The organism is Phycicoccus jejuensis, assembly GCF_000720925.1.
Classification (GTDB): Bacteria; Actinomycetota; Actinomycetes; order Actinomycetales; family Dermatophilaceae; genus Phycicoccus; species Phycicoccus jejuensis.
Genome location: NZ_JOEE01000015.1, coordinates 15,963 through 33,203, shown reverse-complemented (window position 1 = coordinate 33,203; position 17,241 = coordinate 15,963). Strand labels below are relative to the sequence as shown.

Below are 17,241 nucleotides of genomic sequence, written 5' to 3'. Positions count from 1 at the left end.
GATGACGCCATCGGACGGAACGTCGGTGCGCGGGCACTCGAAGTCGAAGCGCAGCGCCTCGTCCTGGCAGTACGTGCTGGACGGTGCGACGTTGTCGGGCGGGTTGAAATCGTAGTAGCCGCAGATGAAGCAACACGACTCGTCAGTGTCCGGCCCCTGGCCGAGATTGCTACCAGGCACCAGGCACGACGCCCCGTTGGTGTAGCCGTTCTCCCACTTATCCGGATCGGGATGGTGGACGACTTCGCCGTAATCGCAGGGCTGCCGCTGACCGTATCCGATCATGCTGCCATAACCGGCATACGTCGGCGTGGGACCGAGAGGCGTGCATCCGACCTCGAAGCATCCGGCGATGGGCTCGGGGATATCCGTCGTGTCTTCGCAGGTGATCGACCAGCCCGAGAGCTGCGCCATCTGCACGAAATAATCGCACGTAGCGCCGCCTTGCGCCGCGACCTTGATGCACAGGTTATGGCCGTACGGATCGCACTCGTCGTCTAACCCGTACTCTGCGATCCACTGATCGAGCGACTCGTTGACCGTCTTGCAGAAGAACTCGTCGACGTACTTGCAGAGCCGTTGGTAGGTGTAGGAGAGCACGTTAGCGTATGCTCTCCAATAGGAGTTCTGGACCGTACCCTCAACCGCCGCGCCATCCCAGGCCGGACCAGGCGGCATGAGACCAAGCACGGCGGGCAAGGCGTCGTCGGTGTTCTGCGGACACCAATGCGGGTCCTGTGGCCCCTGCGGGCATGAAAGCACAGGCATGGTGTATCCTAGCTGCTAGTGTTGCTGCTCTTGGTGAAGGTCACGCTCCGCAGGCACGGCATGATGCCGGGGCCGAACGTGATGTCAGTCGACGGGGCGAACACCGTGTTGCTACGCTCGCCGGTCGCATTGCTGACCGCCTGTTCGATCCACGACCGCGAGAGCGTGAAGAGATCGCCAGGGATGCTCGGCACCGTCTCGCGCCGGAACATCGTTTGTAGTTCGGCGGCCACCGCTTCGCGAACGGCCTGCGTGTCGGGCTTCAGGTCTTGGATGACGATGTCGATGCAGTCCGCGACCGGCGCTTGAACGATAGGGATCGCCGTGGTCGGCTTCAGCCCGTCGATATGCGCCTGCACGGCCGCAACGTCCGCCGCCTGCGGAATGCCAGCAACGTACGTGTCGTCCATCAAGAACCAAATGCCGACCGTGCCACGGCCGAAGGCATTGGCCTTCACGAACGCCCGCGTAACGCCTGGCAGTTCCTTCGCCCACGCGATGTAATCGAAGTCGGCCCCACCATGCGGAGGGTATCGCTTGCGCGCCAGGATGCGCTCGCGGAGCTGATCGTCCGTCTCCTGATCCGCGCCCTGGCCGAGACCGACATCGTCAACGTTGACGGCCGTGAGATGCGCGATGTTCGTCGAGAGCGGTGCGCCGTAAGTTGTGTTGCCTGACTTACCTGCCACGTTGCACACGACTGGAATGGTCGCGCTCAGCGAATATTTTCCGATGTCTTTCGCGAGCGTCGACGTGAACTGAACGCCATCGCTGCGCGTGAAGACTGTCCCCTGTGCGACTGTCAGCGGCCAGGTGTCAGCCACCACGACCACATTGCCCTGCGAGTACGATGCGGGCTTGCGTGAGATGCCATAATCGGCACCATGACGTTCCAGCTCGTCGCCCGTGGCGGTCATGGCGAACCGTTGCCGGTCCATCCATTTGAGGCGGCCGAACACTTCCCACACCGCGCCGCCGATTACCTTGGCGCTGACGTAGATGTTGTTCGGCCAGATGAAGGCGTCAGTGCCGGGCGTCTCCGCCCTGAACGCGTTGCGAGCGCGCACCACCATCGCCTTGATGTCGGGCATGTAGAATGCCATTACGGAAACTCCTGCCGCCAGATGCGGTCGAACTTCTGGTCGTAGATGAGCTGGCCGCTTTGGCTGTAGGCTTTCACGTCCAAGACGAGATGGCCGGGCACGACATCGACAGTCGCGCTACAGACGAACTTCGCAACAGCCCCTTGGTCGATCAGCGGTTGCAACGCTTCGTAAGCGTAGTCCTCTGCCTTCCTGGCCGTTTCGGTGTTGAGCGGCGAGCGGTACAGCAACCAGAGGCGCGAACCGAGCTTCGTTTCGTTCTCGTCGAGATCAATGTTGTCGCCCCACCAGCCCTTCGGATCGGTGCCCGAGGGGAGCTGGTCGTAGACTTCGGCTCGACGCCAGGTGAAAAGGGAAATCAGGATCGCCGTGTTGAGCGCATGATCGGCAGCCAGCCCGTAGGCATTGAGCGGGGCGTTCGGCCCTGCCAGCTTCCAGTCCGCGTACCACGTACTGAGATCGTCTGAGTTCCAATAGGTGTCCCACAGAAGGAACGGCTGATCGCCGTAGCCCTCTGTTTCTCTCATGCGGATGTCCATGTGTGGCCTATCCGATCTTGGCGTACACGTTGATCGACGGGCCGCTCTCGGTCATGACCTTTGCGTACGAGCCATCCGAGCCGTCGCCGCCGAGGAAGACCTTCTGGCCGTCACCAGGCTTGACCGTGATCTTGTTGTCCTGGGAGCGAATCTCCACCGTGCCGGTCTTCGCATTGACGGACAGACCGTCCTTGCCCTTCGACCAGACTACGTTGCCCTTGTCGTCGTAGAGGACCGCGTTGCCTGTCGGCAGTTTGCGCGGCCGGTACTTCGGGTGCTCGCCGCCCAACGCAACAAGAAGATCGCGCCGACCACCAAGGCCAAGAGCGAGCATGTGAGATTCTTCAGGCGAGTTCGAGCTGAAGCCATGTGGATACACCCGCATGATCTTGGTGTGCTGTTCGTCGGCCAGGCCATCCGCGTCGATGAGCTGAATGTCGCCCTCGTCGTCGACCTTCCGGATCAGATACCGATGACCGGAGTTGCGGTGAGTGTAGTAGTCTTCCATGTCAGAGGTCCGTAGGTTGCGCGAAGTCTTTCCACGGGGATTGCGCGCCGGAGCCTGCGCCGCCTCCGCCCATGCCGGTGCCCTCGCCGTCGAACGCCTGCGGCAGAACGAGCGAGAGGGTCGCGAACGATCCGCTCTCATCTTGCGTGAGCGAGACGCTCTTGATGAGCATCTGTTGGCTGAGCTTCAGGACGCGTGACTGAACGTAGACAAGGCCGTTTGCCTTCCAGAGTTGACCGCCGAGATCGAACCACGACTGCGACTTGATCTGCGCCGTGACGCTCTCGCCTTGCTGGCGGTTCTTGTGATGGCGGGCGCGATCCTTCGCGGTCTGCTCGTCGATGTCAGACTCTTGGTGAATGTGCTTGGGGAGATGGCGCTTGACAGACGGGTCCTTCTCCGTGGCAACGATCTGAAGCGACTTCTTGTCGGTCCCGTAGACGCGCTGCCCCTTGACCTTGTATTCGCTGTGCTGGTCGCCATCGTCGAATGCGGCGCTGCCAGCCAGGATGTTGATGCCCTCCATCAGCGGAGAGTTCGATCCGGCCGAGCCGCCCTTCGTCATCTTGATCGAGCCGTCCGGCATGCCTTGAAGAAGCATCGGCTGGCGGCGCGTCATGCGCTCTACGGCCTCGAAGACCGTTTCGTTCGGGTGCAAGCGCGCATACTCGAAGGGCTTCTGTTGGATATCGGAAGTGAACCCCACTCCCTGCTTATCCAGCTCTTGCGCGATCTGAAGCGGCGTCTTGTTGCGCCACTCGCCTTTATCGTGCTCGGCCGCGCTCTTGACGCTGTCGCGGCCCTTGGACGTGCCCGAAATCTCGACGGTGTGGTTGTTCGCGTCGAAGCTCGGCACCATCCGGTTGATGTAGCCAGTCACTAGGAGCTGACCGTTGGCGAGCACGGTTACGGGCGTGCCCGGCATGAAATTCCACTGCTCGTCCATCGCGTCCGTGGCGTCGGTCACCGTGAAGGCGAAGGCGCGCACGGCCTGGTTGGCGGAGTAGGACACGGCTGCCCGCGTGAACGCGGAGTAGCGCGCCCCGCCCGCAATGAGCGTGACTGTCGTTTTTTCGTCGGACATGTACGGGCTGATCCTCTGGCGAGGACGCCCGCACGGTTACCGCGCGAGCGCCTCGAATGTGCCAGGCATGAAGGCTGGTGACGCGACCTCGTTACGGTCGGCCAGCTCTTCGGCTCGGTAGACATCTTCGTAGAGACGCGCCGCCCAATAGAGCGACGGCCGGGACTGCGGGGCCGTGATCGTGATGACCGGCACGATGGTCGCCATCTTCTGCGTAATCGACCGCACGGCGTAGTCGCGAGCGGTGAGCATGATGTTGACGATCTCGTCTTCCGCGAACTGCTCGATCTGCGCGTTGAACAGCTCGACGACGGTGGCGCGTGCCTGGATGGCTTCCTTCCGCGTCAAGAACGTCTTGGCGCAGATCGCCTGCGCGAGCTTCATCAAGGCGAACGACCGGACCACACCACAGAACACGGTGCTATTGACGGCGTCGGCCGTGTCAGACGCGCTGATCGGCGCGGCGGTCGGCGTATCTAACGCGTCGACCTGCGCCTGCAAGTCTGCCAGGCTGACCTCGTTGACGCTCCACGTCGCGAAGCTCGTCAAGGTCGGAATGACCACGTCGCTCGTCAGTGCGTTCCCGATGCCGTTGATCGTGTAGGCGATCATTGGAACGATGGCAGCCGCGCCGGTCTGGATCGTGACGCCGCTGTCGCCGATCTTCGTAACGCCCGTATCGTTCGCTATGGCCGCGATGGTCTGCGCAGGTATCGTCTGTTGAGCGAGCACAGCACCACTATCAGTGCCGGGCTGCGCATAGGTCGCGGCGTTCTGGAAGATGCTGACACCCGCCTGGACCACGTCGGTAGCCAGCGTCGGGTTGTTCGTCGGCATGCCCTCGATAGCCGAGACCACGTCGGAGCTGTACTGCGAGATGCGATCCGTCATGTTCTCGGACACGAAGTTCAGCGTGTTGCGCGGAACGTACGTGTTGTCGAAGAACGTCGTGAACGTCGGGATCGCAGCGCTGAAGATGCTGCCGATCAGGCTCTCGAACTCGGCTGCTATAGCGCCAGGCGCGGAGAAGCTCGCGACGACGAACTGGAACTTCAGAGCGTAGTAGCCGCACTCGTCTTTCGTGCGCGAGACCGACAGGTTTTGGCACGCAACCATCGTGGCTCCCTCGGTCGGGAGCTGTAGGATCGCCGGGCCGCGCGCAGTGCAGGCGGCAACGATTGCGTCCTTCTTCGACACCCAATCGTCGCCGAACAGGTAGCCGTTGACGGTGAACTTGCGCGCCTTCTCCCCGAGGTCTTCGAAGTACGGGTTGTCGCGGTTCGGGTACTCATGGACCGGGCCGCGCCGCCCGTATTCGCCCTGGTCGGACGCCACGAAGAAACCTACGCCCCGAAACGAGGCGGGGCGCAGGTCGTCAATGCAGAGACAGGTCATTTACTTCGTCCCGGTAAGAGCGTTTGCCGCTGCGGGTTTGGTGCCGTTGTCGCCGGGGCCTTGCATGCTGGTACCGAGCGATCCGTTGAGCGACATCGTCGCTACGCTCTCGGCTCGCTTGATGAGGCCCTCGAAGTATTGCGACGGCCTTACTTCGATCTGCATCATGTTGTGCAGCTCGGCCGCGCCGGTCACGGTGCCCTGGACGTTGACATCCTTGAAGCCATCAGACTTCGGCACGGCGTGGATCGAATCCGTCCACCCGGCCCCATCACCGCGACCTCGGCCGCCGTACTGGTTCGGCTGGTTGCCGCCGCTGCGCAGGAAGTCCTCTGTGCCGTCCTTGCGACGCCAGAGCGCCAGGTCGTCGAGGTATTCGTTGCCGCCGTACGCGCTGGCCCCGAATCCATCGGTGATCGAGATCGGGCCTCGGTCGCCGAGGCGACTTCCGATCCGACCCATATTCACGATGTTCGGCGACGGGTTCTTGGTCTGCGCGTCGACGTTCTTCTGGTTGTTCTCGGTCAACCATTGGAGATAGCTGTAGGCCGCCTCGCCGACGATGGGCGCGTAGGTCAGGAACTTGAACGCCTTCGACGCCTTGTCGCCCGGTGCGCCCGGTGCTCCCGGTGCGCCGGGCAAGCCCTGCACGCCGTTCTTGGCCGCTATGGCGTTGAGCGTCGATTGCGCCAACTGGAACGCCCTCACGACGCCAGCGGTCGCGCCGACGAGCGTGATGAAGCCCGCTTCCAGCGTGAGGCGCTGCTTCTTGCCCTCTTCAAGGCTATCGAGGAACTGAAGTATCTTCGAGCCGCCGTTTGCTGCGGCTGCCAGCCATCCTTCGTTCGCCTTGACGAAACTGTTGGAGGTCTGCTCGAACGATGCTTTCAGCTTGTCGACGGCGAAGGCCAGGCCTTCCATACGCTGTTTGGCGACTTCTTCGGCGCGGCCGACTTCGACGCCGTGCTCGACGGCCTTCTTGTTCTCTTCGTACGTGTTGATGTCGCCCGTCAGCACCATGCCGCGAGCGCCCTGCTTCACGCCAAGATATTGCAGAAGACCGAGCAAGCCACTCTTCTTGATGAGCGCATCGACCAACGCGTCGCCGTTGACGCCCTCGCGCTTGTACTGCCAGTAGTCACCGGCAGCCTTCGCCAGACGTTCGCGGTCGCGAGGCTTCGTGATGTCCATCTCTTTTTCGAGCTTGTTCGTGATGAACTCGACGAACTTGCCCTTGTTGCCCGCGATGTCGCTGTCCTCGTTGGTCAGCTCATCGTTGATCGCCTTCTGCGTCGCACCCTTGATGGTCTTGCCGAACCGTTCGCGCACCAGGCCGCTCAGGCCCTCGGCGTCGAGATGGCCGTGCGTGCTGAACGAGTCGATGTCGATACCGTTCGCGATAGCCGACTGGCGGCCTTCTCGCGTCGGCGACAGAACACGCGACGCCAACTGCCGAACCATCGTACCGGACTCTTGGCCCGGCATGTTCGCGCGTTTCAACGCCATACCGATGGCGGCGACCGTGGTGTCCGAGATGCCTGCCGCGCTCGCGCCCGAGTAGGCATACTTGCCGAACTGCGTGATGTCCTCGGCAGTCATCGCGCCGGACTTAGACATGACGGCGGCGATGTCGGCATACCGCTTGGCGATGGCTTTGGCCTTCGACGGATCGCCCTCTAATTCGTGCGAGTGACCCTTCGCGAAGATCGAGCCTTCGAGGATCACCGCCGCGTCTTTGACCGACGTGCCGAGCGCCTTCGACAGGATGAGCGCTTGGTCGGTCATGATCTGCGAGGTACGCGCCGAGATTTGCCGCTGCGCGAACGCCATCTGCGCGTGAGCTACGTCAATCGGGCTTTCGCCGTAATCGAACGCGCCGCGCCGCTGTTGCGCGAGCAGGCCAGCCATCTCAGACTGGCTATACCCGTAGCCGCTGATCTTCCCGTTCTCGTCGCGCTGGACGCCGACCGCTCGCATGTAGCGATTCTCGCGTTCGAGCGGGATGTAATTCTTGACGGCGTCCGCCGCCTTGTGCAGCGCGTAGCTCGACGCGACCCCCGCAACGATGCCGCCGACCTCACGCCACGCCGCCTTGATGGAGTGGAGATGCGAAAGGTGCTGCCTCGCCTGGGAGTTCGCGTCGACTAGTCCGCGATTGTACTGGTTCAGGCCGGAAGCGTCGAGCTTCATCAGCTCTATTTGCTTCGCGGCCTGCTTCGCCTGGTTGGATAACTGCTTCAGAGGCCCCGACATATTGTCGATCAGGCCGACCACGGCGGCGGTCTGGAAAGTCTGCATGTCGGCTTACCTCGTTTCAGCCATCAACTTCTCGTTCCGCTTCGTTATGTCGTACCAATAGCGGAGTTCTGCGGGGGTCATGGTCATGATGTTCGTCGGAGTATCGACGCGCATCACGACCAGATAGTTGGCACGACCGGCTATTCCCCCAGGCCGTTCCAGACCTCGCCGACGACGTTGCAGGCGCTCTGGAAATCGGTGCCGGACAGATCACCGAGGATGAGATCGTCGACGCCGGAAAGCAGCGACAGATACGCCATCATTTTGTCGTAGCGAATTTCCAGCTCGACGGTGCCGTCGTCTTTGCGCTGAATGACCTTGTATGGAGACTCGCGCATCGTTGCGATGTCGCGAGCGGTGAGATCACGAAGCTTCAACTCCATGACTTCGCCGTCGTGGGTCTTCAGCGGCTTGCTGAGCTTGATGTTGCGGGCCATCGGTCAGTCCTCAGAACTTGGTCTGTGTCACGTTGCCGGACGTGATGGTCAGGCCGGAGATCGCGCCGGTCTCGGTGTCGATCTTCGGTCGCCCCACAACGACGGCTTTGGTGAACATGTAGCGGCGTCGAACCTGGGTCAGTTCGATGGTGACATCGAGCGGGCACGACATGACCGCGTCGAGGTCCATGTCGCAGCTATCCGACAGCACGATCTCCGCGCTCGCGGGCACGGGCTTCGTGGTCGTATAGATGGTGCCATCCTGATTGGATGCGACCGTGCGCTCGAAGTTGGTCGGCTCGACAGTGACCGACGACCGCGCCGACCATTGCGCGCCGTTGGCGGTGATGCGGACGAGACCGCCCGCCGCGTAGCAGCAATCAACCATAGTGTGGTTCCTTTGACGCAAAGCGAAACGCCGCCCCGAAGGACGGCGTTTTCGCGGATTGCGATGAGTGTGAGCTTACAGACCTGACCGCTTAGGCAGTCGGGAACTGCGGGTACGACGTGGCGTTCACCGCCAGGACGCGCAACTGGTTGACGTGATCCAGCGGCAGGAACGTGTCCACGCGATCCGGATTGTCGGCGTTGCGCTCGACGATGAGCAACTGCGCGAACAGGTCCGAGTTCTCGAACACACCGTCGTCTTCGAGCAGCTTGTACGCATGGATGAACGCGTTCTTCAGGTCGTCCGCCGTGGCGAAGCCCTGAAGGTTGTTCGGGTTCTTGTCGACCAGCGCCGCACGCGGATACGTCTGCGTCATGTAGGCCATGATGTAGCGCAGGCCGTACGTGAGCTGAGCGATGGTGTTGACGTTGAGCCACGACTGGTCGGGCGAACCCCAGGCGTTGCGCTGGTAGGTGGTGATGAGCCGGTCGATCTGGACCGCACCGTCCTGCACGCGATAACCCGACGCGCCGCTGAAGTAGAAGCTCTGGCGCTGCAACGTGCTCCACTGATCGCCGATGGACTTCGGCGGGAGGATGCCGATGAGTTCGACGGTCTGAAGCGGACGCGACAGCTCGGGCGGAGCCTGGAAGTGCTGCGCGGTCTGCGCACCCACAGCGGCGGCCCACAGATAGGTCGGCTGCGGCGCATTGTAGACCGGCATGATCGACGTGTGCCAGGAGTTGCGCGCCGACGTGAACGTCTGCACGGTGCCAGCGGTGCCGGACATCGACGTGATCTGGTGACCGTACATCTGCGACATCGGACCCCAACGCGCATCCAGCCAGGCCTCCATCTGCGTCAGCGTCGCGCCGATGCAGTAGGGCATCACGATCCAATCCCACTGCTCGTCGCCCATGTTGGCGATAGCGTTGGTGATATCGGGATCGCCGTTGCCGCCCGTGAGCTGGACAATCGTGGTCAGAACGTCAGCGGCGTTGCCGTCGCCAGCATTCAGATTGGTCTCGATGCGAATGCCGTTGCCGAGACTGCCCTTGTTCAGAGCGGTGATGTTCACCTTCGACGCGGTGGTGCCGTCGACCGCAGCGGACACGACGATACCGGGGCACGCGTTGATCGCCGCAGCGATTGCGGTGGCACAGTTCGCCGAGGTCATCAGCGCGTTGACCGGCACGGAGATGCGGTAACCGCCGATGTAGAGCACGATGCTGACCGAAGAAGTCGGGGCGGTCGAGACCGTCACGCTACCAGTCGCGGCGGTCGCGCCGCCCGTGGCGTCTGCCAGCGGGATCGCCCAAATCTCCTGAAGCGGAGCATTCGCGCGGGCGATCTTATACATCGCCGCCAGCATCGAGCCGGTACCGAAGAACGCGTCTTCGTTCTGGGTGACGAGCAGCGGTTCGTCGGCGACGGCGGAGCCCGCAGCGGTCTTCTGACCGATCAGCACAAGGCGCTGGATCGAAGAGTACGGAGCCTGCCCCGCGTTCACTTCGAAGCGAACGAAGGGGACCCGGATGTTGCCGGGGATTTGGTTGAACTGGATAGGCATCTAGCCCCTCAATTAGTTCGGTTTAAACGGCGGGGACCGGCGTCGCGGCCGGAGCATCCGGCACGACTTCGAGATCGCCCTGCTTGATTGCACGCGCATAGAACGCGTTGCGCTCGACCAGCACGCCCTCAGCGGGCACGGGCTGGAAATCCCTTTCGGGCATCAAGATCAAACGCCCCTGAACGGGGCGCACAGTCACAGCTTGCGTCATGGAAGCTCCAATGTGTTGTCGACCTCGATGCGCCCATCGGGGCCATGCTTCTTGCCCTGCGCAGCCAGAAGATTCGGGTCTGCTTCGGGGCCAATGGCGTCGACCTTGATCCCGATCTGGCGGAGCAGCGGGAGGTAGACAGTCGGGTTCTTGTTGCCACCGAGCACGTTGAGCACGTTCTGCATGCTCGGCGAGCTGCACATGGCTTGCAGCATCGGCACGATCCACGGTGCCGGGAATTTCGAGAGATCGTCACAGAACGGGATCAGCTCGGGGATTTTCTCGTTCGGCATCAGCCCGTAGGCTGTTGGCGGGCAGTCGTCCGGTATCTCGCACTTGAAGTGGATACGGCGCGACGCGAACTTGTTGTTGGCCTCATCGCGCGTTGCGTGCGATTGGATGCTCTCGATGCGAACCACGAAGGCTCGCAGAGCATCCGAGTAGGATCGCCCCGGCAGTTGCCACAGCGCCCACTTCACCTGCGCCTCGAAGAGGTCCAACTGCGCTTCGAGTTCGGCATCGGTCATCGGCGTGTCGAAGACAACGTTCTGGACGTTGTCGATGATCTCCGTGTCGAAGCTACCGATCACGATCTCGACGCGCAGATCGACCCATCGCCGGTAGGGTCCGGAGCCGCTGCCTCGATTGATGAGATCGCCCGTGTCGTCGTCCGTGTAGACGATGATGCCGGGCATCGGCTTGCTGTAGTCCTTGAAGACGAACGGGTCGATCCGGCTGTCGAACACACGGTCTTCTGCCATCGTCGGCGCGACGGCGTCGCTCGGTTGCTTCTGCAAGGCGACGCACGCCAGGGCGCGCAGCATCAAGCGCGACAGGCTCATAGCTTTGCTCTCCCTAGTTGGACGACGTGAATCTCGACGCCGCTCAGCCCATCCGGCTTTACGTCGGTGACCTCGAACAGCTCACCATTGAGAGCGCGGAGCACTCGATCACCTTGGACGAGGCCCGGCACGTCGCAGACAAGCGCCGTAAGACACGGCGAGCGCGTGGAGACCTTCACTTCCTCCATGCCGAGGCTGACCTCTCGCGGGGTCTGCTCAAAGACCGCCATGAAGTCGTAACCCTGGCGCGAGAGGTCGATCACGCGCGGGAAGTTCACGCCGCCCGATTTGTACGGTTGCAGCGTGAACTTCTCTCCGTGCTCTTCGATGATGCCCCTGGTGCTTTCCGCTTCGTCGTCGAAGAAACTAACCGCTGGCCACGACGACATGGATGCGCCGTACGATGGTGCGTGCAGGGATGGCGACATCGGCCGCGCTCGCAGCCACGACGGCCGCAACGGTCGCGGTCACGTCGAGCCAGTAAGCGTCGCCGACCTTGGCATTGTCGGCGGCCTTCAAAACGACGACCGTCTTACCGGCCGGGCTGAAGGATTGGCCTGTGATGCTCGGCGTCGACGGGCTGTTCGACGCCGCTGCAAAGTTCGCCGCGTTGAGCTGCGCGTTGCCGTTGGCCTGAAGCCACTGCGAGAAGTCGACCTTGTAGTCGATGGTGTCGCGGAGCCGGAGCTGGAAACAGGCGAGCGCCGGAATGTCGGCACCCTGCTCCGCATTTACGTCCGGCTCGCAGGCCGGAACGACCACAGACCGGCAATCCGGCTGTACCTGTGTAGAATAGACGAGCATGGCTTACTTCCCGAACTTGATGGACCCGAGGCCAACCAGCGTTGCCGCGAGCCCCATGACGGCGAGCACAACAGCCGTTCCGACTTTGTTGACCGAGCTTTCCCACATGGAATGAACCCGACGCAGGAAGTCGAAATCGCTCTGCGTCTTCACGCGTTGCTCGGCAGTTGTCGCCAGAATACCGACTGCGCTCAGTTCTTCGCGAATGACATCGCGAAGGGTCGTCTTGAGATCGTCAACCGTCATTGATGCAATCGTGTTAGACATGGTGTCCTACCGAGCTAGACGGGGACCGAAGCCCCGCGCGTTAAGCGAGGGGGTCGGCCTGTGCCTGGGTCTCGGTCTGCTTGATCGGATCGACCACGTCATCGAGAGCGACATCCGGCACGCGTGCCAGTTTGCGCGCGATCAGATCGGCGGCAAATTCCTTGTCGACCTCGATCACCGTGCCAGCCAAGTGACGTTGGTGGTCGACAAGCGGAGCTTCGATCTCACGCTTGTTGTACTTGAGCTTGGTCATCTGCGGCTTGCCCTTAGCGTCAAGCACAGGGGTCGTGAAGGTCACGCTCTTGGTGGTGACAACCTTAACCATCGGAGTTCTCCTAGCGGGGGATAAAAGGAACGCCTCGCCCTCAAACGAGAGCGAGGCGTAAGGCGAGTGAGCTGCCTGACCTTACTTGACGGTCAGCACGAACATCGCGTTGGGACGCCGAGGCGCGAGCAGCGGACCCGACTGCGTGACCAGTTCGAGACCGGACGGGTTGAACAGCACCTTCGACTTGCTGAAGGACCGACGCGCCTGAATCTCGGCGTCGAGATCGAGGATCGCGCCGTAATACTGCGTGCCTTCCAGCGCGCCGGTCGCGATGCCGATCACGGTGTTCGCCGGGATGTAGGGCTGCGAAGCGCCGTTGTCGTCGAGGTAGTACGAGTCGTACACCCACATGTCGATCCGGCCCTGAAGCGTGCCGACGTAAACCGGCTCGTTCAGGTTCGTGCGCGGGCCACCGTCGATGGAGGTAGCGCCGTTCAGGTCGCGCCGGAAGCGGATGTCGATCAGGTCGGTGATCTCCTGATTGCGCTTCAGAAGATTCCACGCGGAGCCGCTCATGACCAGATCGGTCACGATTGCGCCCTTGCTGATCTGGCGAACGTTCAGCGACGCGTTCTCGATGTCTTCGAGCGGGGCCGAGGTCGACTGGTCCCAGGTTGCCCCACCCGTGAGGGTGACGTGCAGCGACGGATCGCGGCCGAAATCGACGGTGACGGTCGGATACGACTCGCCCGAGATGGTGATCGCGCCGTTGACGAGAGTCTGCGCGGCCATCCACTCCAAGCGGTTGTCGATCATGTCCTCATGCAGCGCGAGGTACTCCGCGACGATCTTGTCGAAACGCTGCTTCGGCGTCATCACGCCGCCGTAAGCGCCCTCGCCCGGCAGGCGGGTGAACGCTTCGCCGGGACGAACCAGCGCAGTCGGCTTGATGTAGGCCGGGGTGAGCGTGCGGGTCCGGTAGCCCTCGCGGACCATCGGCTTGCCCGCAACGGTGGGCGCGACGAACGGAGCCATGCGGCGACCGCGATCAACGATGTCGAACTCGATCTGCTTGGTGTCGAAGAACTTCGAACGGCCGAAGAACGTGCGGAGCAGCCACGGATTGGGGCGCTCCAACTGCTCGACCATTGCGTCGAGTTCCCACGTTTCGTAGCGCGAGAGTTGGATAGTCATGTGGTAGTCCCTTTGGGAGCTGGAAAGCAAAACGGCCGCCCCGAGGGACGGCCGCGTCTGCTTAGGATGACGAACGAAAAGGCGATTAGCCGGAGAAGCCCGGCGTCCGGAACGCGAAGCCGCGACCGTTCAGCGCGGCTTGCGCGACGGCGAGAGTGGTGCCCACACCGAGAACGAGCGCGTTCGGGTTCAGGACAGCTCCGCTCACCATCACGTCGAACGTGACATCGCCCGCCGTGGCGTCGACATCGGTGTTCAGGACGGCGATGGGGTTCTGCGATCCGTCGCCAGCCGCAGCGGCCGCAAGCTTGAGCTTGCTGTTCGCCGCCACCTGGCCGAGCACGGAGCCCTTGGCGTAGACCTGACCAGCGGTCAGGGTGAAGTTCTGAAACTTCGGACGCGAGCCCGGCATTTCAAGGTTGACGTGCGTCGCGACGCTGTCAGCGTCGCCCGTCCGCACGGGATACGGAAGATTCCAGTTGTCGACAGCCATGCTGTCCTCCTATCGGTGAAGGGGTTGGTTACTTGGCCTTGAAGCCGCGCGAGGCGTTGAACGCCTTCATCGAGCCGCTGATCTCGGCCAAGCGCGCGGCCTTCGGATCGGCGTTCGCTTCGCTGTCACCGTCGTCCGACACGTTCGGCGCATGACGCTGCATCAGCCGGTCAGCGTCGACCTGCGTGGCCGTCTTCGTCTCGGCAGCCGGAGCCGCCTTCGGCGCTTCGATCTTCGCGGCGAACTTCGAGGCGGTCGCCGGGGCGACGCCGTCGTTCAGCGCTTCGACGAACACCGCGACCTTCGGGCTGTCGCCAGCGACCTCGGCGAATGCCGCGAGCAGCGCCTTGCGTTCGTTGGCGGCGTCGGCGAGCTGCTTCTGAAGGGACTCGATAGCGGAAGCGCTCTCGGCCTTGCCGGTCGCAACACCTGCCGCCTGCGCGCGATCAAGCGCGGCCTGATCGTAGATCAGTTCTTTGGACATGGAATCTCCATGAGGGGTGTAGCCCACTGAGGGGCGGTTAAGGTGATCGGTGAAAGCAGCTAGAACACTGCCCAAGCCACCAACACCGTCGACAAGTCCAAGCTCGTAGGCTTCCTCGGGTCCGTAGACCCTCGCCTGCGTCGCTCGAACCGCTTTCTCGTCTAGGTCGCGATTGCTCGCCACGGCGCTGACGAACTCGCCGTAAAGTCTGTCCACGCTCGTTTGGATCGAAGCGCGTACCTCGTCGGACAACGCCGCGAACGGGTTGCCGTCAATCTTGTGGTCGCCTGCATAGATGAACGAGACGACGACGCCTTTCTTCTCCACCTGCTTCGACACGTCGACGTGTTGCACGTAGACGCCTACTGAGCCGATCCGCGATGCGGTCGGCGCAGCGAAGAGGCGATCCGTAGCGGAGGCAAGCCAGTATGCCGCGCTGCCCGCCGTGGTGTTCGCGATGCCCCACACTGGCTTGCCAGCTTGCTTCGAGGCTTTCGGCAGCCAGCTCACCAGCTCGGATAGACCGGCCGCTTCACCGCCGCCGCTGTCGATGTCGAGCAGGATGCCGCGAACCTTGTCGTCCTCGAAGAGCGTTTCGAGCTGGTTGTGCAAGCGCGTGTACGACATCATGTCGCCGCCGCTGCTCGATGCCTCCATGTCGCCGCGATGGATGAGCCCACCCACCACGGGGAACGTCACGATGCCGGAGCGTCGGTTCATCACCGCCCGGCTCTTGGGCCGCACGTAACTCTGCACGACCTCGTCGGCAGCGAACGGCACCACGCCGACGCGATCCGACAGCACGCTCGTCACGACGCTGGCGTACTCAGGGGTGAGCAGTAGCGGCGTGTTGAACAGGCGCGTCGCGATATGCGCGAGATGCGTCACTATGCTTCTCCTGTTCCTCCGCCTTCTTGACCTGCGTTTTCGCCCTTTGCGGCGTTCGCTTTGATCTTGTTGGCGTTCAGTTCGGGGTTGATGTCTTCGGGCTTCAGCCCGAGCTTGTTCAGAAGTGCCTTCTCTGCGGCGCGCTGCACCAGCACCTTGCGGTAGTCACGGCCATCGGCCGCGCAGATGCTCTTGAGATCGAGCGCGCCCATGTCGTAGAGCACCTGATCCGCCTGGTTTTCCTTCAGCGGGTCAAGGCGCGGCTTCGACCACGTCTCGAACGTGCAACGGCAGATCGCGTCACGCACTTCGTAGAACGACTTCTTGCCGAGCATCGGGATCGTGCCGCGAAGCGCGATCTGCTCTTCCAGCCAGGCCCCGAAGAACGGCACCGGGACGGCGTCGATGAACGCCGAGCGCCGCACTTCGTAGGACCGCCACACGTCGAACAACGCCGCGCGAGCGCCGCTGTAGTTCGTCGATGAGAAGTCCTTCGTCAGCGTTGCGTAGTCGACACCGAGCGCCGAAGCGAGCGTGTAGAGGTTGACGGAGTTGAAGTCCTTCAGCGCCGAGACCGACTGATTACCCTGCACCATGTGCAGTTTCTCATTCGGTAGCAGGTGAGCGACTTTGCTCTTGCCGAACTTGAACTCCTGGCCTTTGTAGAAGTCGGCCTTGTCCGCCATCATGCGGAGCGTGAAGTCGAGGACGGGGTTTTCCTCGATAGCCTTCCGGTGCTCGGCACCGATGACCTTCATCGCGTCTTCGTACTTCAGATCGCTTTCAATCACCGCCGCATAGGTCGCGCGGATCGCCGCGCTTTCCAGTTCGGTGATGTTGTAGTCCTGAAGCAGCCGCATCGGCAGCAACGCGGTCGTGAACGAGGTCATGCCTCGCGTCATGTCCGGCGCGTCGTGCTCGAAGAAGTGGATGACGTTCAGCCGTCCCCACGGCGTGTAGCGAGGCACCTTGCGCCAGGCGAACTGTGAGCCCGCAGGCCCCCAGATCGCCACGTCGCTTATCGTGCATTCGCGGATGTTGTAGGCTGTCGGCGCACCGTGCTTGTCGCGGTCGACGCCCATCCGGCGCTTGCCGGTGTAGTCGATAGCGCCTCGCGGGTCAGACAGCCGTTGCGGGTCGAGCAGATGCAGACAGGTGCGGTCGCCGTTGAACGCCTCTTTCCACTCTATGGTGGCAAGCACTTCGCCGTCGATGTAGTAGCCAGCGTAGGCCGTCCGCATCAGGCCGGAGAAGGTCTGCATGCGCTGCGCGTCGAGATGGAACAGCGATGAGTTGGCCGCTACATCCCACATGTTCTCGACCATGTCGGCGTATTCGAGGGCCTCTTCCTCGCTCACGCCGAGCAGCTCGGCGTTCGGCATGTACTGAAGCTTGAAATTCAGACCGACGACGCTGTCGACGGTCGCCCGCTTTGCGCTCGCGCCATACGGGTTAGTACGCGACGCATCGCGCGCTGCGGCAGCCGTTCGGTCTTTGCTGCGCCAGGCGACCACGTCGGCCGAAGTGAGGCTCGGCGAGTAGCTGAAGCCGAAGCCGGGGCGCAGATGTTCGTGGTCTAGGCGACCACCGTCTTCTAGCACCAGTTCTACCATCGGATATGTCCCCTCGCCGGTCGTCCGCGCTGAACTCGAAGGTTCGGGTTGAGGTCCGGCAGCCCGGCTGCTTGCGCGCCAGGGCAT

The 17,241-nt window shown here is 62.5% G+C and carries 20 protein-coding genes; all 20 read right to left on the bottom strand.

Going from position 1 to position 17,241, the window contains the following annotated elements; translation table 11 throughout:
* On the bottom strand, window positions 1–600 hold a 600-nt coding region (locus tag IG69_RS0118930; RefSeq protein WP_030529730.1), incomplete at its 3' end, for a hypothetical protein.
* Window positions 601–776: 176 nt separating this feature from the next.
* A complete protein-coding gene (locus IG69_RS21350) occupies window positions 777–1,871 on the bottom strand; it encodes a baseplate J/gp47 family protein (RefSeq protein WP_050513930.1) in 1,095 nt (364 codons plus the stop codon).
* The gene (locus IG69_RS20570; RefSeq protein ID WP_050513931.1) at window positions 1,871–2,410 is read right to left on the bottom strand and encodes a phage GP46 family protein; all 540 of its coding nucleotides are present in this window, start codon (window positions 2,408–2,410) and stop codon (window positions 1,871–1,873) included. The genes IG69_RS21350 and IG69_RS20570 overlap by 1 nt, the downstream gene beginning before the upstream one ends.
* 7 nt (window positions 2,411–2,417) lie before the next feature.
* Window positions 2,418–2,918, bottom strand: a complete 501-nt coding sequence (locus IG69_RS0118915) for a phage baseplate assembly protein (protein ID WP_030529727.1) — start codon at window positions 2,916–2,918, stop codon at window positions 2,418–2,420.
* A gap of 1 nt (window position 2,919) precedes the next feature.
* Window positions 2,920–4,002 carry a phage baseplate assembly protein gene (locus tag IG69_RS22575; protein WP_030529726.1) on the bottom strand — a complete coding sequence of 361 codons (1,083 nt, stop codon included), beginning with the start codon at window positions 4,000–4,002 and terminating at the stop codon, window positions 2,920–2,922.
* A 36-nt stretch (window positions 4,003–4,038) separates the two neighbouring features.
* Window positions 4,039–5,397, bottom strand: a complete 1,359-nt coding sequence (locus IG69_RS21345) for a DNA circularization N-terminal domain-containing protein (protein ID WP_030529725.1) — start codon at window positions 5,395–5,397, stop codon at window positions 4,039–4,041.
* Window positions 5,398–7,695 carry a phage tail tape measure protein gene (locus tag IG69_RS0118900; protein WP_030529724.1) on the bottom strand — a complete coding sequence of 766 codons (2,298 nt, stop codon included), beginning with the start codon at window positions 7,693–7,695 and terminating at the stop codon, window positions 5,398–5,400. It lies immediately after the preceding gene.
* 140 nt (window positions 7,696–7,835) lie between these two features.
* The gene (locus IG69_RS0118890; RefSeq protein WP_030529723.1) at window positions 7,836–8,132 is read right to left on the bottom strand and encodes a phage tail assembly protein; all 297 of its coding nucleotides are present in this window, start codon (window positions 8,130–8,132) and stop codon (window positions 7,836–7,838) included.
* Between the two features lie 10 nt (window positions 8,133–8,142).
* Window positions 8,143–8,520, bottom strand: a complete 378-nt coding sequence (locus IG69_RS0118885; protein WP_030529722.1) for a phage tail tube protein — start codon at window positions 8,518–8,520, stop codon at window positions 8,143–8,145.
* Between the two features lie 91 nt (window positions 8,521–8,611).
* Window positions 8,612–10,090 carry a phage tail sheath subtilisin-like domain-containing protein gene (locus IG69_RS0118880; RefSeq protein ID WP_030529721.1) on the bottom strand — a complete coding sequence of 493 codons (1,479 nt, stop codon included), beginning with the start codon at window positions 10,088–10,090 and terminating at the stop codon, window positions 8,612–8,614.
* A gap of 22 nt (window positions 10,091–10,112) precedes the next feature.
* Complete coding sequence (locus IG69_RS0118875) at window positions 10,113–10,301, bottom strand: DUF2635 domain-containing protein (protein WP_030529720.1); 189 nt, start codon at window positions 10,299–10,301, stop codon at window positions 10,113–10,115.
* Window positions 10,298–11,143 carry a hypothetical protein gene (locus IG69_RS0118870; RefSeq protein WP_030529719.1) on the bottom strand — a complete coding sequence of 282 codons (846 nt, stop codon included), beginning with the start codon at window positions 11,141–11,143 and terminating at the stop codon, window positions 10,298–10,300. Before IG69_RS0118870 ends, IG69_RS0118875 begins: the two co-directional genes overlap by 4 nt.
* Window positions 11,140–11,532: a head-tail joining protein gene (locus IG69_RS0118865; protein ID WP_030529718.1), complete on the bottom strand. Its 393-nt coding sequence runs from the start codon at window positions 11,530–11,532 to the stop codon at window positions 11,140–11,142. The genes IG69_RS0118870 and IG69_RS0118865 overlap by 4 nt, the downstream gene beginning before the upstream one ends.
* Window positions 11,510–11,947 carry a hypothetical protein gene (locus IG69_RS0118860; RefSeq protein ID WP_096766521.1) on the bottom strand — a complete coding sequence of 146 codons (438 nt, stop codon included), beginning with the start codon at window positions 11,945–11,947 and terminating at the stop codon, window positions 11,510–11,512. The genes IG69_RS0118865 and IG69_RS0118860 overlap by 23 nt, the downstream gene beginning before the upstream one ends.
* A gap of 3 nt (window positions 11,948–11,950) precedes the next feature.
* Window positions 11,951–12,193 (bottom strand): hypothetical protein, encoded by a 243-nt coding sequence (locus IG69_RS0118855; RefSeq protein ID WP_030529716.1) that lies wholly within the window; start codon window positions 12,191–12,193, stop codon window positions 11,951–11,953.
* A 61-nt stretch (window positions 12,194–12,254) separates the two neighbouring features.
* Window positions 12,255–12,539: a hypothetical protein gene (locus tag IG69_RS0118850; RefSeq protein WP_030529715.1), complete on the bottom strand. Its 285-nt coding sequence runs from the start codon at window positions 12,537–12,539 to the stop codon at window positions 12,255–12,257.
* Between the two features lie 81 nt (window positions 12,540–12,620).
* Window positions 12,621–13,676, bottom strand: coding sequence for a major capsid protein (locus tag IG69_RS0118845; RefSeq protein WP_051750748.1), 1,056 nt, complete (start codon window positions 13,674–13,676; stop codon window positions 12,621–12,623).
* A gap of 85 nt (window positions 13,677–13,761) precedes the next feature.
* On the bottom strand, window positions 13,762–14,169 hold the full coding sequence (locus IG69_RS0118840; RefSeq protein ID WP_050513932.1) for a head decoration protein: 408 nt from the start codon (window positions 14,167–14,169) through the stop codon (window positions 13,762–13,764).
* A gap of 28 nt (window positions 14,170–14,197) precedes the next feature.
* Window positions 14,198–15,541 carry a S49 family peptidase gene (locus IG69_RS21340; RefSeq protein WP_050513933.1) on the bottom strand — a complete coding sequence of 448 codons (1,344 nt, stop codon included), beginning with the start codon at window positions 15,539–15,541 and terminating at the stop codon, window positions 14,198–14,200.
* Entirely contained in the window at window positions 15,541–17,154 is a 1,614-nt protein-coding gene (locus IG69_RS0118830) for a phage portal protein (RefSeq protein ID WP_157852806.1), read from the bottom strand. Before IG69_RS0118830 ends, IG69_RS21340 begins: the two co-directional genes overlap by 1 nt.
* Between the last annotated feature and the right edge of the window lie 87 nt (window positions 17,155–17,241).

Excerpts from the sequence above, each read along its gene's own strand:
- IG69_RS0118830 (WP_157852806.1), bottom strand. The coding sequence starts at position 17,154 with ATGGTAGAACTGGTGCTAGAAGACGGTGGTCGCCTAGACCACGAACAT.
- IG69_RS0118840 (WP_050513932.1), bottom strand. The coding sequence starts at position 14,169 with ATGGCTGTCGACAACTGGAATCTTCCGTATCCCGTGCGGACGGGCGAC.
- IG69_RS0118915 (WP_030529727.1), bottom strand. The coding sequence starts at position 2,918 with ATGGAAGACTACTACACTCACCGCAACTCCGGTCATCGGTATCTGATC.
- IG69_RS21350 (WP_050513930.1), bottom strand. The coding sequence starts at position 1,871 with ATGGCATTCTACATGCCCGACATCAAGGCGATGGTGGTGCGCGCTCGC.
- IG69_RS0118860 (WP_096766521.1), bottom strand. The coding sequence starts at position 11,947 with ATGCTCGTCTATTCTACACAGGTACAGCCGGATTGCCGGTCTGTGGTC.
- IG69_RS22575 (WP_030529726.1), bottom strand. The coding sequence starts at position 4,002 with ATGTCCGACGAAAAAACGACAGTCACGCTCATTGCGGGCGGGGCGCGC.
- IG69_RS20570 (WP_050513931.1), bottom strand. The coding sequence starts at position 2,410 with ATGGACATCCGCATGAGAGAAACAGAGGGCTACGGCGATCAGCCGTTC.
- IG69_RS21345 (WP_030529725.1), bottom strand. The coding sequence starts at position 5,397 with ATGACCTGTCTCTGCATTGACGACCTGCGCCCCGCCTCGTTTCGGGGC.
- IG69_RS0118855 (WP_030529716.1), bottom strand. The coding sequence starts at position 12,193 with ATGACGGTTGACGATCTCAAGACGACCCTTCGCGATGTCATTCGCGAA.
- IG69_RS0118880 (WP_030529721.1), bottom strand. The coding sequence starts at position 10,090 with ATGCCTATCCAGTTCAACCAAATCCCCGGCAACATCCGGGTCCCCTTC.
- IG69_RS0118890 (WP_030529723.1), bottom strand. The coding sequence starts at position 8,132 with ATGGCCCGCAACATCAAGCTCAGCAAGCCGCTGAAGACCCACGACGGC.
- IG69_RS0118900 (WP_030529724.1), bottom strand. The coding sequence starts at position 7,695 with ATGCAGACTTTCCAGACCGCCGCCGTGGTCGGCCTGATCGACAATATG.
- IG69_RS0118885 (WP_030529722.1), bottom strand. The coding sequence starts at position 8,520 with ATGGTTGATTGCTGCTACGCGGCGGGCGGTCTCGTCCGCATCACCGCC.
- IG69_RS0118850 (WP_030529715.1), bottom strand. The coding sequence starts at position 12,539 with ATGGTTAAGGTTGTCACCACCAAGAGCGTGACCTTCACGACCCCTGTG.
- IG69_RS0118865 (WP_030529718.1), bottom strand. The coding sequence starts at position 11,532 with ATGTCGTCGTGGCCAGCGGTTAGTTTCTTCGACGACGAAGCGGAAAGC.
- IG69_RS0118845 (WP_051750748.1), bottom strand. The coding sequence starts at position 13,676 with ATGACTATCCAACTCTCGCGCTACGAAACGTGGGAACTCGACGCAATG.
- IG69_RS0118875 (WP_030529720.1), bottom strand. The coding sequence starts at position 10,301 with ATGACGCAAGCTGTGACTGTGCGCCCCGTTCAGGGGCGTTTGATCTTG.
- IG69_RS0118870 (WP_030529719.1), bottom strand. The coding sequence starts at position 11,143 with ATGAGCCTGTCGCGCTTGATGCTGCGCGCCCTGGCGTGCGTCGCCTTG.